Origin of the sequence: Tigheibacillus halophilus (genome assembly GCF_042683165.1) — a bacterium.
GTDB classification, from domain to species: domain Bacteria; phylum Bacillota; class Bacilli; order Bacillales; family Amphibacillaceae; genus Tigheibacillus; species Tigheibacillus halophilus.
Genome location: NZ_JBHUIZ010000014.1, coordinates 242,032 through 255,367, shown reverse-complemented (window position 1 = coordinate 255,367; position 13,336 = coordinate 242,032). Strand labels below are relative to the sequence as shown.

Here is a 13,336-nt window from a genome sequence, read left to right as displayed (position 1 = left end):
AAAGCGCTGCAATTGTTATGACAGACGCTCTATGAACAATAACTGAAGAAAAAAAGCGCAGCAATTGCGATGACAGAGGATCTATCGACAATAACTAAGGAAAAAAAGTGCTGCAATTGCGATGACAGAGGATCTATCGACAATAACTAAGGAAAAAAAGTGCTGCAATTGTTATGACAGACGCTCTATCGACAAGAATTATAAAAATTTGAGGTGGAACTTGTTTAAATAGCTGCTACCCACAATGGCGTTTTCTAATTCACACTTATACTATATACATATATCAAATTACTCTTAGGTAATAAAACTGTCTGAAAATGGAGGGGAGGACTTTAAAATTCAGAGGGTAACTATACCCTCTGAATTTTATAAGAAATAGGAATTGATCTTCTCTGGATGAAGCCGATGGCCGATGTAAAAAGACCCAAATATACCATATTTTGCGCTTACCTCATCAAATCTGGTATCATAAATTAATTTTTTAAATTGAAGCGGGTCATTACAGAATAAGGAGACACCCCATTCATAGTCATCCAACCCGATAGCTCCGGTGATGATTCGTTTCACTTTTTCGGTAAAAGGTTTAGCCGTTTTGATATGGTCGAACATCATTCGTCCGCGATCGTTCTTTTCCAGCGTGAACCAATTATTGATTTCACCGCGTAGTTTGCTCATTGGATAGAAACAAATATATTCCTCAGATGGAATTTGTGGATAAAGCTTTTTAAGCATTTCCGGGTTATGATATGGATCCGTTTCCGGTTTTGTATAGGAACTTTTTTCAATGATGGAAACAAAAGATGCTTTTGGTTCTAACAAATGTGCTATTTCGAGCTTGTTGAATTTTGTTTTCCAATCAATAATATCTTTTATTTCCGGCCTTAAAATCATAAACATGAGATCCGCCTTACTGCCGGCAATGGTATATATTGCGTGACTGCCCTCTTTTTCTTCCACAGTATGCTCCCATTGCTTAATAGCTGTGTGCAATTCGTTAAGTAAACTTCCTTTTCTTTCATTAGTCAACTGTTGCCATTTCTCCCAATTCATGGTCCGGAAATCATGCAGTGAAGACCAGCCATCATACGTTTCTACCGTTTCAACCATAATCACCACTCCTTGCGTCGTTTAAATCTATTTCGATATGTTAATCATAATGCAGCGGTCGAGAGTAAAGTGTGATGTTAATCACTTAGAAGAAAAAGAAAATGGCATTTATATGAAAAAATGACGCACCGTTCCGGTGCGTCATTTTCTTAACTCATGCCATGGGGCCCAAGTGTTTGCGTGTCTTTCGCATTGCTCATTTGATTGACAAACGGAATCATCTTTTGCATGGTTTGGCCAATGCCTTGCTCATTTTTAGTCATGCTGTAAAATGTAGCGGCACCAACGCCTACAGAAGCAACTAATGGTATCCAAATATTGTTATTGTTCTTTTGCATTTGAATCATCCCTCCGTTTTTTGTCTTTCCCCATACATTAGTAGCATGTACCAATGTCAAAAATGCAAACGAGGAATCATCTGCCAGCAAGTGCTGCATTCATACCAGCCAGTCTTCCTGTCACAAGAGCGCTTGTGATGTTATAGCCGCCTGTATAACCATGAATATCTAAAATTTCTCCGCAGAAATACAATCCATCCATCTTTTTTGACTGCATCGTATTTGGGACGACTTCTTTGATCGATACGCCGCCCCCAGTCACGAACGCTTTTTCCAACGGCAAAGATCCGTTGACTGAGAAAGACATTTGCTTTAAAAAATGGATGTAAGACATCAGTTTTTCTTTGGAAATGTTTGCACATTTTTGTTCTTCACCAATCTGCAGTTTCAACAATATAAATTGAAGAAGTCGTTCGGGCACCATTCCTTTCACCGTGTTTTTAAACGTCTTTTTAGAATTTTCCTGCATTAGCTTTGTGAGCTCTTGATGCAGGGTTGTTTGGTTTTTCTCAGGAAGCACGTCTAATAGCATATCCACGGTCCGATGTCCCTTCATCAGCTCTTTAACGACAAATTGGGAACATCGCAGTACAGCCGGTCCGGATATGCCAAAATGGGTGAAAATCATGTCCATTTGATGTGTGATAATTGGTTTCTTTTTATTGTTAAGTACCGACAAGGCGATATTTCTCAACGAAAGCCCCTGCAGGCTTTTATCCTTGATGAAAGTTTCATCTGATGTTAATGCTACTTCTGTTGGGTACAATGTGGTTACAGTATGCCCGGCTTTTTTTGCCCAGGCATAACCATCTCCAGTTGAACCAGTATATGGCACTGCTTTGCCGCCAACAGCGATGACAATGGATTTTGCGGAAATTTTTTCGCCGTTTTCCAGAATTGCAGTATGAGAATGATCCCCATAATCAATGGCCTGGACAGGTGTTTGCAGCCGAATGGCCACGTTCAGTTGTTCTAATTTATTTAATAATGCTTGTACGACTGATTTTGATGAATTGGATACCGGAAACATTCGGCCGTGATCCTCTTCCTTCAAAGCCACACCCATTTCTTCAAAGAAAGCGATAATATCATAATTATTAAAGACCGAAAAAGCACTGTATAAAAATCTGCCATTACCGGGTATGTGCCTGATCACTTCGTCCTGTGGCAGTCGATTAGTCACATTGCAGCGGCCGCCTCCCGAGATTGCCAATTTATTACCGGGTTTTCTTCCTTTTTCCAATAACAGTGTCCGTGCACCGTACTCTGCTGCTGCAATCGATGCCATCAAACCAGACGGTCCGGCACCGATGACAATGACATCATAGTCCATATCGTTCATTCCTTTCGCATAGTATATTACCATTAGAGCCACCACATCCACAATTATTTTCAATGGTTTCATGGCAAATATTTTTCAAGGCTAGCTTTTTTGACGTGAAATTTTTTAAGATAAATGTCATGAAAAGTTAGAAGCTGTTTCGAATGATTTATGATAAAATAGCGAGTATGGTAAAGAAAAAGCAAATTCATGTTGATGAAAGTAAGTGCGGGTGAAATAATGTCGAATAAAATTGTCAGAGGAACGATGCTCCTGACTGGAGCGACGTTTTTGTCTAAATTCTTGGGGATGATTTATGTCATCCCATTTAACAGCTTAGTGGGGAATGAAGGTGGTGTGTTATATAATTTTGCCTACATTCCATATAACATTTTAATCAGTATCTCTACTGTCGGGGTGCCACTGGCTGTTTCCAAATTCGTTTCAAAGTATAATTCGCTTGGAGATTATCGAACAGGAATGCGCATGTTCAAAGCTGGTACCATGTTGATGGCGATTACCGGCTTCATTGCTTTTCTGCTCCTGTTCTTTGCAGCCGGGCCAATAGCAGGGATGATCGGTCTGGAAGATAGTGGAGAGGTAACGTTGCATGACGCTACAGTGGTTATACGAATGATCAGTTTTGCTTTACTGATCATACCGGCAATGAGTATTGTAAGAGGTTTCTTTCAGGGGTACCAGTCCATGGGACCGACAGCGGTTTCGCAGGTTGTTGAACAGATCATCAGAATTGTGTTCTTACTTGTAGCTGCGTTCCTTGTCCTGCATGTATTCCATGGTTCTATCGTCACCGCCGTTGGATTTGCAACCTTCGCTGCTTTTGTAGGCGCGATTGGTTCCTGCATCGTTTTGTGGTGGTATTGGCGTAAACGCAAACCTTATATTGAAAAAAATATTCAAAGACAAAAGGTGAAGAATGATATTCCACTCAGAAGTCTTTTCAATGAACTGCTAAGATACGCGGGGCCGTTTGTACTTGTCGGCCTGGCAACTTCTCTGTATCAGCTGGTGGATGAATTCACGTTCACCCGGGCAATGATCGCTGCCGGATTAAAAGATGAATGGGTTGTTTCTTTGGCGGCTATCAATATGTACGGCCATAAGATCATCTTGATACCTGTATCGCTTGCGACAGGTCTGTCCCTTGCAATTCTGCCTGCATTGACGGAAACATTTACCAAAAAAAACAAGCCTTTGTTATTTCAGCAGATCAACCAAGCGTTGCAGGTTATTGCCGTATTAGTAATACCAGCCGTATTCGGTTTGATTATATTATCTCATGAAACTTATGGGGCACTGTTTGGTGGGATGAAGGTGCTTGATTTGACTGGTACGTTATTGGCTTGGTATGCACCAGTAGCTTTGCTGTTTGCATTGTTTACAGTTTCTGCATCTTTGTTGCAAGGAATAAATGAACAGCGTTTCGCGGTCATTAGTTTGACTGCAGGTTTACTTGTAAAAGTTCTCTTCAATATCGAATTGATTCATCTCTTTGGTGCGAAAGGTGCAATTTTTGGTACAGCACTGGCGGCGGGCATAGCAACAATATTGAACCTGTGGCGTATGCAGAGAGCGATTCAGTTTTCGTTTAAACAAACCGTGAAACGAACTTTGCTCGTCTTTATCTTTTCCATTATCATGTTCATGGTCATTTGGGTCCTTAAATGGTTGATAGGGATATTCCTGCCATTTGAAACTTCAAGGACCGCTGCAGTCGTTATGCTGGGTATCGGAGTTGCCGCGGGAGGCGCTGTCTATTTATGGCTGGCATATGCTTCAACGCTGCTTGAACGGGTACTGGGATCACGTGTGCGGATATTGGATCGCTTTTTCCGACGTCATTGATAAGGAGAGGATTTTCATATGAGGCTGGATAAGCTGTTGGCTAATGTTGGACGATATGGAAGCCGGAAGGACGTAAAAAAAATACTGCAGAAAAAGCGAGTCACGTTAAATGGAGAAACGGTGAAGGATGGCAGTATACATGTGGATCCGCATACAGATAATATTGGTGTTAATGGGGAGTCAGTACATTTTCGCGAGTATATTTACATTTTGATGAACAAGCCGCAAAACGTCATTTCTGCGACAGAAGATGGAGTGCATAAAACAGTCATCGATTTGCTTGATGAAGAACAAAAACACTTCAAGCCATTTCCAGTGGGACGACTCGATAAAGATACAGAAGGTCTGCTTTTGCTTACGAATGACGGCCAATTGGCTCACTGTCTGCTGTCTCCAAATAGACATGTCGAAAAAACGTATTTTGCAAAGATTAGAGGTATCGTTACCGAAGAAGACCAGCAAAATTTTGCTGAAGGCGTAATTTTGGATGACGGATACCTAACAAAGCCAGCAAAACTGTCGATATTAAAACGAGGAGAAAATTCAGAAATAGAAATTACCATTACAGAAGGAAAATTTCATCAAGTAAAGCGAATGTTTGAAGCTGTCGGAAAAAAAGTAGTTTATTTGCAACGAATCCGAATGGGAGACATCCACTTAGATATGAATTTGCGGCCGGGACAATGGCGAGAATTAACAGAAGCAGAGCGGGCGTTTTGCGAAACACTGTTCCCTGTTGAATAGAGATTATAAGCGGGGAAAATAATGGCAAGGAGGAAAGGAAATGATTGCAGACAATCCACATTATTTTGTAGCAATCCCTTTGCCTGACAGTATCAAACAGAATTTGTCCGGGTGGCAGCATGAGTTGAAAGAAGTGCTTCCTTATAAACAATGGACGCAGCAGTCTGATTTTCATATTACGTTAAAATTCCTGGGTGGCGCATCAGGTAAAAAAATCAGCGAATTGGGAAAAAAGTTGAAAGTTATAAAAGAGCTGCCGCTATTTGAAATTGAAATTGCTGGTTTACACACCTTTGGAAAGCCTTCACAACCGAGAGTATTATGGGCAGGCGTTCAGAAAACAGACAGCTTGTTGAAATTACAAGGAATCGTAGCAAATCTGGCACATTCGGCGGGTTTTTCAAAGGAAGACCGAGCTTACCAACCACATATCACAATAGGAAAAAAATGGAACCACCAGGAAGCTGGAAAGGCAGTGCAACATTATATAGAGGCTTATAAACAGAAAAAGATGCAATTTTACGCGAACCAGATTGTGCTGTATCGCATCGAGCCGAATCACGTGCCGAAATATCACGTACACGAAGTTTATTCACTGCTTGGGAGGGGAGATTATGGCCCAGTTGATTAAGTTGCGTGATTATATTTCTCGCTATGAATGGAATATGTACCGTTATCCCAGTCAATTCATCCGCTTGAAACAGGAAAACTGGAAAAAGCTCAACCAGGCATGGGAAGAGCAAAGCGATTTATCAGTTGCTAAAGAGGAAAGTGTTCCTGATAAAGACATGCTTTTTACAAAGCTGAAATCCCTGCTAAAACGGAGCAGTAATCTATCTGTGGAGGACGGTCAAAACAGGCCACCGAGGTTATTGCCAGCTAAGCGCGAGGATCTAAAACATTATTTTCTAGATAAGTTGTATCCATCGCAATTGAATTGGGCAACCTCGACAGTTTCCGATATTTCCTTCATTGCACAGAAATACTATAGAGATACACAACTGAAATATTTTTTGCAGCGTTTTCCAGATACTTACCTGTTGTTGTATTATCCGATTTTTTCTATCAAAAATACGCCAGTCGATGGAGAAATCATTTTAATCAGTCCGCTGGGAATGGAGATTATTTACCTGTTCGCCGATGGGGCGGCAGAAAATATTATAGCTGAAGAAGGACGCACGTGGACGTTACATGACAAGGGTGACACGATCAGTGTTCTAAATCCATTTATTGCATTGAGAAGAACAGAGAAAATCATTAAAAGTATCATCCATCAGAAAGAAATTGATTTCCCTGTACAAAAAACGGTTTTGGCCCCTGATACACCGATTTATTTTCAAAAAGAACCGTACCAATCCCGGATTATCGGGTCCAGACAGTATCCAGACTGGTTTGGAGACAAACGTGCGTTAGTATCCCCATTGAAAAACCGGCAGCTGCGGGCTGCAGAGGCGGTATTAAATTATTGTGAAACCAATGCGGTGAAACGGCCTGAATGGGAAGAAGACGATTTGGATCAGTTTCCCCTTTCGGACGAGGTATGATATGTACGCATTCATTGTGAACCCAGCCGCAGGACATGGGAAAGGTAAACGTGTTTTTTTGCGGATCAGCAATAGTAAATTGTACAGCCAGCTAGATTGCAGATATTTCTATACCGATGCGGCTGGTGACGCAGAAAGGATTGCAAGTGAACTTTGTACAATAAAGAACACGAATCTGCAGGTCATTATTGTAATCGGAGGAGATGGGACGATCAATGAGGTGATCAATGGTATTGGTTCAAAATCGATACCTTTGGCATTCATACCTGGCGCCTCTGGCAATGACTTTGCCAGAGGCACTCGTATCACAGGCAGCCCTTTAGAAATATTTGAAAAAATTGTATCAGATACCGAGGGAGGAGCTTGTCCGTATTGGAGTGGTACATATTCACTTGACTTGCAGGACGAAAGATTATTCGTCAATAGTATCGGATTTGGATTTGATGCCCAGGTTGTCAGGCAAGCTAATAAATCCGCAGCGAAAAAACTATTTAATTTTTTCCGGGTGGGCAAGCTGAGTTATGTTTTTGCACTGCTGAATGTATTAATTCATTTCAAGCCGTTTCAGGTCAAAGTAGTAGCAGACGATAAAAGGTATATTATCGACCGCTGTTTCATGGTGACAGTGACGAATCACCCCTATTATGGTGGTGGAATGCGAATTATACCAAACGCCGCAATTCAACCGGACAGGATGTCCCTCTTGTTAATCCATTCCATTTCAAAATGGAAAGTACTTGCATTGTTTCTTACAGTATTTTGGGGCGGACATCGGAATTTTAAAGAAGTGAATATCATAGAAGCAAGCCAAATAGAAATCTCTGTCTCCAAACAAAATATGTGTCAAATTGACGGTGACGCCGTTTATTTTAGCAGATGCAGCTTAAGCAAAAATGCCACACCGATTTCAATGATAGGAAACTCGAGGAAAGCGCAAGCTGTGGAAGTGATAATGGAGAAAATTGAGGGAAAGGCCTCTGTAACGGGTAAAGAAACGTAAATATTCATCAGTTGCCTTGCAATACAGACGTTTTTTCGATAATCTATAACATGTCTGATATTTTTATCTGTCTATTTTCTTGTTTATACACGAAAAATTAATGAATGTAACGCAATCCTTTTTATGCATATTTGAAGCGATAATTCACCATGGCTTAGTATGTAGATGCCATGTTATTTTTCTAATATAACATTTTAGATTGATTAGATTTGGGGAATGAATGGTGGACTGGTTTAAAAAAGTTCTGAATGAAAATTGGGAAATATCAGCTGCTGGCGGGATGACTGGTGAAGCTTATGTAGCTGCAAAAGGAACTGAACGTTTGTTTTTAAAGCGTAATTCTTCTCCATTCCTAGCTGTTCTGTCAGCGGAGGGCATCGTGCCAAAATTGGTTTGGACGAAGCGGCTGGATAACGGTGATGTTATCACCGCTCAGGAATGGCAAGAGGGCAGGAAATTGTCTCCTTTTGAAATGCAGCAGCATGATGTGACGGCGATTTTGCAAAAAATCCACCATTCTTCTGAACTTCTGCATATGTTGATGCGGTTAGGAAAAAAGCCGATATCAGCTGATCAGCAGCTGTTGGCTGTAAGCGAGAACCTTTCTTTACTGCAATTGCCAAAAAGATATGAAACGTTGAATACATCACTACAATACTTGCAACAATTATTGCCTGTGACCGCATCCAGAAAGCAGGTCGTATGCCATGGAGACATCGATCACCATAATTTTTTACGTGCAGCGAATGGCAAGCTCTATCTAATTGACTGGGACAATGCATTGATTGGCGATCCGACAATGGATTACGCCAACATTCTGCATTGGTATATACCTAAAGAAAAATGGGGTGTATGGCTTGCTCAGTATGGAATTGAAAAAGACGAATATCTGTTGCAGAGAATGTATTGGTATCTGGTTTTGGATGCAATGTCCTATATTGCCTGGCATTTTGAGCGCAGGCAATGGGGAGAATTAGAAAAACGATTGAACCATATTCAGTCGCTCAATAAGGAAATTAAAAAATGGTTGATGAGTTAGATTGCTCGATGTGTTTAAGCCAACTGTCTATATTTTCTTTATTAGCGTCAATATGACTTTGCTGGCTTTGTGCAGCCTCTCCCTGCGTGCAATATTCATATATCTGTGGCAGTGACGCTGACAGCTGGGAGTGCAAAAGCTGCTGATTTGTCTGTATGGAATCGATCAATCTGCGAATTTGCTGATATTCATGTGCAGTTGCTTGTGCCTGGGAATGATGTTCTTCCAGAATGTCATGGAGCAATTCAAGCTGCTGATTTATCTTGATAGTCATTTTTTTCACCTCTTGGTTAGTTTGTGCTTTTGAAAGTTAGTTATGTATATACAGGAAATGAATCAGAATATAGGAGTGGTGAACTGTTTTGAGACAACGTCATAAACCTTGGGCGGACGATTTCATCCAAGAGCACAAGGATATATTTATTACCAATGCTGCAGACAGTAAACTTGATTGGACGGCAGTTTTCGGAAATTCCAATCCAGTCCATCTAGAAATCGGAACTGGCAAGGGGCAATTTATCACAGGTATGGCCCGTCAATATCCTCATGTGAATTTTGTCGGCATCGAGCTTGCAAAAAGCATCATTGTTTCGGCCGGACAGAAGGTGATCGAGGCCGAACAGGCTAACGTACGGCTGGTGTTAGGAGACGCAGCTGGTATTTCTAGGCTTTTTGATAAAGATGAAGTAGCAGCCATTTATTTAAATTTTTCTGATCCATGGCCCAAAAACCGCCATGAGAAAAGGCGCCTGACTTATCATGCTTTTCTGGAGCAATATGAAAATATCTTGTCCGGAGGCGGAGAGCTTGTATTAAAAACGGACAATAGCGGTTTATTCGCATACTCTTTAGTGAGTTTTTCACAGTATGGTATGACATTGAAGAATGTTTCACTCGACTTGCATGCTGAAAATGACCTGACGAATGTCCCTACTGAATATGAGCAAAAGTTTGCTGCCAAAGGCCAGCCAATTTATCGCTGCAAGGCTGTGTTTCAAGGAAAATGAAAAAGCTGCTCACTTTTGAGCAGCTTTTTCATTTGCTTATGCAGTTTCAAAAGAATCGATCACAGCACCGGTTTCCACATCGACATGGAATTCATACTGTTTGTTGGCACCGTCGATGTTTCGGGTAACTCCACCGCGGTATGCTTGATAAAGTAAGCCGTTCTTTTCATGTTCTTCCGGCTTCATGTAAATCCAGGAGCCGCTGATCGGTCCTTGTTTTTTAAAGGATTCTTTCGCATTTTTAAGTGCCTTTTCAGGTGTGATTTTCTGCATTTGATCTACTTGTTTTTTTGCCAGATAGCCAGCGGCAACACCGATCCCAGCCGCAATGATAACATTTTTCTTGCTCATTTTTTCACCTCAGATTTTTATTGAAAATGTGTACATAGTTTGTGTATGAAATATTCTTTTCGTTTAGTATACCGCAATTTGATAAAAATAGAAACTGATTCAACATATCCGCTATTAGCAAGTGCTGTTTGTGGAAAAGGGAACACAATCTTCGGTATACTTATCCGTAGTACATAAATGAAGGTGGGATAATGAGATGAATCAAGAGACTAAAGCAATGTTTGAAACGTTGACAGAGCTGCAGGGAGCATCAGGTAATGAACATCCTGTAAGAAATTTTATGAAAGAAGAATTGAAAAAGTATTCCGATGACCTGATTCAGGACAACTTGGGTGGCGTCTTTGGTGTACGTAAAGGTGAGGGCCCCCGTGTCATGGTCGCAGGTCATATGGATGAAGTCGGGTTTATGGTTACACAAATCACTGACAACGGCATGATTCGATTTCAGCCGCTTGGCGGATGGTGGAATCAGGTCCTGTTGGCGCAACGAGTACAAATCATGACTGATAATGGTCCAGTGATTGGGGTAATAGGTTCGATACCGCCACACAACCTGACAGATGAACAAAGAAAAAAACCGATGGAAATCAAACATATGCTGATTGATATCGGTGCTGACGATAGAGATAACGCTGCTCAAATCGGTGTCAAACCAGGACAGGCAATCTTGCCTATCTGCCCGTTCACCCCGATGGCTAACGAGAAAAAAATCCTTGCCAAAGCCTGGGATAATCGCTATGGCTGTGGCTTGTCCATTGAACTATTAAAAGAATTGCAAGGGGAATCCTTGCCAAATGAACTTTATTCCGGTGCCACAGTACAAGAAGAAGTTGGACTCCGCGGTGCAAGAGTAGCTGCAAATATGATCAAACCCGATATTTTCTATGCGTTGGATGCTTCTCCTGCCAATGATATGTCAGGCAATGATAAAGAATTCGGCCAGCTTGGCAAAGGAGCTTTACTGCGTATATTTGACCGTACAATGATCACTCATCGTGGAATGAGAGAATTTATACTGGATACTGCTGAAACAAATGGTATCAAATACCAGTACTTCATCTCCCAAGGAGGAACAGATGCAGGTCAGGTACATTTATCCAATAATGGCGTTCCTTCAGCTGTAATAGGTATTTGCTCGCGATATATTCATACATCTTCATCAATCATCCATGTGGATGATTATGCAGCAGCAAAAGAGCTTTTAATCAAACTGGTTAAAACGACTGACCAGAATACAGTAGACCAAATTCGCAGCAAATAAGCCAGCGTGAACACTAAGCCTGCGCTTGAGTTTTATTTATAAAGGAGAGGAATAATGCAGATCATAGTGGGTTCCAAAAACCCTGCTAAAATTGATGCGGTAACTTCAGTATTTTCGGATACTGCTATTGCATCCAAAAGTACTGAGTCCAATGTTTCGGCACAGCCTTTTTCTGATGAAGAGACAATGCGAGGGGCCATCAACAGGGCCAAACAGTGTGCTAATGAACCAACTGGTACAATCGGGATTGGGCTGGAAGGCGGCGTGATGTATATCGAAGAGGCTTTGTACCTGTGTAACTGGGGAGCCCTGGCCATTTCAGAAGATAAAATATACACAGCCAGCGGTGCTCGCATTATCTTGCCAAATGAAATAGCTAAGAAGCTGAAAAATGGGGCAGAACTTGGCGATGTGATGGCTGAGTACACTAAAAAATTGGACGTTCGCCAAAAAGAAGGAGCTATTGGCATTTTTACAAATGAGCTTGTGAGCAGGAAAGAGATGTTCACCCATGTGGTCCGCTTATTGCGCGGTCAGATGGAATTTCACCAAGAGCAGCACTGATGCAGTGCTGCTCTTTTTATTGTCTTGTCAGCGTCCTGTAGGGTCATCTTTGCTTTAATGCGTAAATCATTTATAAGGGATTATCGGCAAATCGGAATAATTTCGATTTATGACTAATAGATTGTATTATGAACAACCACCAATTAAGCTTATATGACTTTGTATACTGGGAGGGACAGAATGAATCATAGATTACATGCACTATTATTTGATGTTACTGGTATGTTTTCCATTGCCATCGTTGTATTCATAATATCGACCAGCCAGACGGTCGGACAAGCTTTATCCGTTTATATTCCAAATACATTTCATCAATTGAATACCATATTTTTAAGTATTCTAATAGAGGCGCTTCCTTTTGTTTTAATAGGTGTTTTGATTGCGGGATTCATTCAAATTTTTGTAACGGAAGAAATGGTCAGACGATGTATCCCTCAAAATAAATATTTGGCAGTATTAGTGAGTTGTGTGATTGGAGGATTATTTCCCGCTTGTGAATGCGGCATCGTTCCGATTGTAAGGAGATTGGTTTCTAAAGGTGTGCCGATTCATGCAGCAGTCGGTTTCATGCTTACAGGGCCGTTAATCAATCCGATAGTTATATTATCCACTTATATGGCGTTTGGAAATGATATGAAAATGGCGGCCCAACGGATGGGATTTGGATTTCTAGCTGCTTTAATTATTTCAGCTATTGTTGCTTTTTTGTATCAGTCTAACCAATTAAAAGAACCAGCCGTCGTACACACCCATAGCACAATGGCAGATTCTCGCCCCAAAAAAACTTTCAGTCAAAAGCTGGGAGAAATAATGCATCATGCCATTGATGAGTTTTTTGATATGGGAAAATATCTGTTTATTGGAGCCTTTATTGCAGCAGCCTTTCAAACTAGTATTTCTACATCTTCTATTGATTTGTTTGGTGATGGTATTTTTGGATCTACTGTCGTCATGATGGGGCTTGCTTATCTCATGTCTTTGTGTTCAGAAGCAGATGCATTTATTGGCGCTTCGTTCAGTCAAACTTTTCCAGCTACTGCAATTTTGGCCTTTTTGATGTATGGACCCATGATCGATTTAAAAAATACACTGATGCTATGGGGGGTGTTTAGAGCAAAGTTTGTGCTCGTTCTTCTTGTGATTATCACCTTGGTAGTGTTTTTATGTGCCGGCTTCGCAGATATGATAGGGTAG

At 41.0% G+C, this 13,336-nt stretch carries 15 protein-coding genes; 10 read left to right on the top strand and 5 right to left on the bottom strand.

Annotated elements, in window-relative coordinates; all coding sequences use genetic code 11:
* Nucleotides 1-366: 366 nt before the first annotated feature.
* From hemQ to ACFSMW_RS15875, 3 genes are all read right to left on the bottom strand, one after another.
* Nucleotides 367-1,107: a hydrogen peroxide-dependent heme synthase gene (gene hemQ / locus ACFSMW_RS15885; protein WP_390357268.1), complete on the bottom strand. Its 741-nt coding sequence runs from the start codon at nt 1,105-1,107 to the stop codon at nt 367-369.
* Nucleotides 1,108-1,256: 149 nt separating this feature from the next.
* A complete protein-coding gene (locus ACFSMW_RS15880; RefSeq protein ID WP_390357267.1) occupies nt 1,257-1,445 on the bottom strand; it encodes a hypothetical protein in 189 nt (62 codons plus the stop codon).
* A 76-nt stretch (nt 1,446-1,521) separates the two neighbouring features.
* On the bottom strand, nt 1,522-2,778 hold the full coding sequence (locus tag ACFSMW_RS15875) for a BaiN/RdsA family NAD(P)/FAD-dependent oxidoreductase (RefSeq protein ID WP_390357281.1): 1,257 nt from the start codon (nt 2,776-2,778) through the stop codon (nt 1,522-1,524).
* A gap of 228 nt (nt 2,779-3,006) precedes the next feature.
* Here ACFSMW_RS15875 and ACFSMW_RS15870 point away from each other — a divergent pair, with 228 nt between their 5' ends.
* From ACFSMW_RS15870 to ACFSMW_RS15845, 6 genes are all read left to right on the top strand, one after another.
* Entirely contained in the window at nt 3,007-4,632 is a 1,626-nt protein-coding gene (locus tag ACFSMW_RS15870; RefSeq protein WP_390357266.1) for a putative polysaccharide biosynthesis protein, read from the top strand.
* A gap of 18 nt (nt 4,633-4,650) precedes the next feature.
* A complete protein-coding gene (locus ACFSMW_RS15865) occupies nt 4,651-5,376 on the top strand; it encodes a pseudouridine synthase (protein ID WP_390357265.1) in 726 nt (241 codons plus the stop codon).
* A gap of 40 nt (nt 5,377-5,416) precedes the next feature.
* Nucleotides 5,417-6,007, top strand: coding sequence for an RNA 2',3'-cyclic phosphodiesterase (gene thpR / locus ACFSMW_RS15860; RefSeq protein ID WP_390357264.1), 591 nt, complete (start codon nt 5,417-5,419; stop codon nt 6,005-6,007).
* Nucleotides 5,991-6,920 carry an NERD domain-containing protein gene (locus tag ACFSMW_RS15855; RefSeq protein WP_390357263.1) on the top strand — a complete coding sequence of 310 codons (930 nt, stop codon included), beginning with the start codon at nt 5,991-5,993 and terminating at the stop codon, nt 6,918-6,920. Before thpR ends, ACFSMW_RS15855 begins: the two co-directional genes overlap by 17 nt.
* A 1-nt stretch (nt 6,921) precedes the next feature.
* The gene (locus ACFSMW_RS15850) at nt 6,922-7,920 is read left to right on the top strand and encodes a diacylglycerol/lipid kinase family protein (RefSeq protein ID WP_390357262.1); all 999 of its coding nucleotides are present in this window, start codon (nt 6,922-6,924) and stop codon (nt 7,918-7,920) included.
* Between the two features lie 220 nt (nt 7,921-8,140).
* Nucleotides 8,141-8,959, top strand: a complete 819-nt coding sequence (locus ACFSMW_RS15845) for a phosphotransferase (protein WP_390357261.1) — start codon at nt 8,141-8,143, stop codon at nt 8,957-8,959.
* On the opposite strand, the gene ACFSMW_RS15840 is transcribed toward ACFSMW_RS15845, so the two are convergent.
* Nucleotides 8,937-9,233: a YtzH-like family protein gene (locus ACFSMW_RS15840; RefSeq protein ID WP_390357260.1), complete on the bottom strand. Its 297-nt coding sequence runs from the start codon at nt 9,231-9,233 to the stop codon at nt 8,937-8,939. The two genes, ACFSMW_RS15845 and ACFSMW_RS15840, sit on opposite strands and share 23 nt — an antisense overlap.
* 88 nt (nt 9,234-9,321) lie before the next feature.
* Here ACFSMW_RS15840 and trmB point away from each other — a divergent pair, with 88 nt between their 5' ends.
* Entirely contained in the window at nt 9,322-9,966 is a 645-nt protein-coding gene (gene trmB / locus ACFSMW_RS15835; RefSeq protein WP_390357259.1) for a tRNA (guanosine(46)-N7)-methyltransferase TrmB, read from the top strand.
* Between the two features lie 36 nt (nt 9,967-10,002).
* Here trmB and ACFSMW_RS15830 read toward each other — a convergent pair whose 3' ends face one another.
* A complete protein-coding gene (locus tag ACFSMW_RS15830) occupies nt 10,003-10,317 on the bottom strand; it encodes a PepSY domain-containing protein (RefSeq protein WP_390357258.1) in 315 nt (104 codons plus the stop codon).
* Between the two features lie 196 nt (nt 10,318-10,513).
* Between ACFSMW_RS15830 and ACFSMW_RS15825 the strand changes: the two genes are divergently transcribed.
* From ACFSMW_RS15825 to ACFSMW_RS15815, 3 genes are all read left to right on the top strand, one after another.
* Nucleotides 10,514-11,578 carry a M42 family metallopeptidase gene (locus tag ACFSMW_RS15825; RefSeq protein ID WP_390357257.1) on the top strand — a complete coding sequence of 355 codons (1,065 nt, stop codon included), beginning with the start codon at nt 10,514-10,516 and terminating at the stop codon, nt 11,576-11,578.
* 54 nt (nt 11,579-11,632) lie between these two features.
* Nucleotides 11,633-12,142, top strand: a complete 510-nt coding sequence (locus tag ACFSMW_RS15820; protein ID WP_390357256.1) for a DUF84 family protein — start codon at nt 11,633-11,635, stop codon at nt 12,140-12,142.
* Between the two features lie 180 nt (nt 12,143-12,322).
* On the top strand, nt 12,323-13,336 hold the full coding sequence (locus tag ACFSMW_RS15815) for a permease (RefSeq protein ID WP_390357255.1): 1,014 nt from the start codon (nt 12,323-12,325) through the stop codon (nt 13,334-13,336).

What these genes read in the sequence shown, in the direction of transcription:
- ACFSMW_RS15875 (WP_390357281.1), bottom strand. Translation starts at nt 2,778, where the DNA reads ATGGACTATGATGTCATTGTCATCGGTGCCGGACCGTCTGGTTTGATG.
- thpR (WP_390357264.1), top strand. Translation starts at nt 5,417, where the DNA reads ATGATTGCAGACAATCCACATTATTTTGTAGCAATCCCTTTGCCTGAC.
- ACFSMW_RS15880 (WP_390357267.1), bottom strand. Translation starts at nt 1,445, where the DNA reads ATGCAAAAGAACAATAACAATATTTGGATACCATTAGTTGCTTCTGTA.
- hemQ (WP_390357268.1), bottom strand. Translation starts at nt 1,107, where the DNA reads ATGGTTGAAACGGTAGAAACGTATGATGGCTGGTCTTCACTGCATGAT.
- ACFSMW_RS15825 (WP_390357257.1), top strand. Translation starts at nt 10,514, where the DNA reads ATGAATCAAGAGACTAAAGCAATGTTTGAAACGTTGACAGAGCTGCAG.
- ACFSMW_RS15845 (WP_390357261.1), top strand. Translation starts at nt 8,141, where the DNA reads ATGGTGGACTGGTTTAAAAAAGTTCTGAATGAAAATTGGGAAATATCA.
- ACFSMW_RS15830 (WP_390357258.1), bottom strand. Translation starts at nt 10,317, where the DNA reads ATGAGCAAGAAAAATGTTATCATTGCGGCTGGGATCGGTGTTGCCGCT.
- ACFSMW_RS15840 (WP_390357260.1), bottom strand. Translation starts at nt 9,233, where the DNA reads ATGACTATCAAGATAAATCAGCAGCTTGAATTGCTCCATGACATTCTG.
- ACFSMW_RS15820 (WP_390357256.1), top strand. Translation starts at nt 11,633, where the DNA reads ATGCAGATCATAGTGGGTTCCAAAAACCCTGCTAAAATTGATGCGGTA.
- ACFSMW_RS15855 (WP_390357263.1), top strand. Translation starts at nt 5,991, where the DNA reads ATGGCCCAGTTGATTAAGTTGCGTGATTATATTTCTCGCTATGAATGG.
- ACFSMW_RS15865 (WP_390357265.1), top strand. Translation starts at nt 4,651, where the DNA reads ATGAGGCTGGATAAGCTGTTGGCTAATGTTGGACGATATGGAAGCCGG.
- ACFSMW_RS15850 (WP_390357262.1), top strand. Translation starts at nt 6,922, where the DNA reads ATGTACGCATTCATTGTGAACCCAGCCGCAGGACATGGGAAAGGTAAA.
- ACFSMW_RS15815 (WP_390357255.1), top strand. Translation starts at nt 12,323, where the DNA reads ATGAATCATAGATTACATGCACTATTATTTGATGTTACTGGTATGTTT.
- ACFSMW_RS15870 (WP_390357266.1), top strand. Translation starts at nt 3,007, where the DNA reads ATGTCGAATAAAATTGTCAGAGGAACGATGCTCCTGACTGGAGCGACG.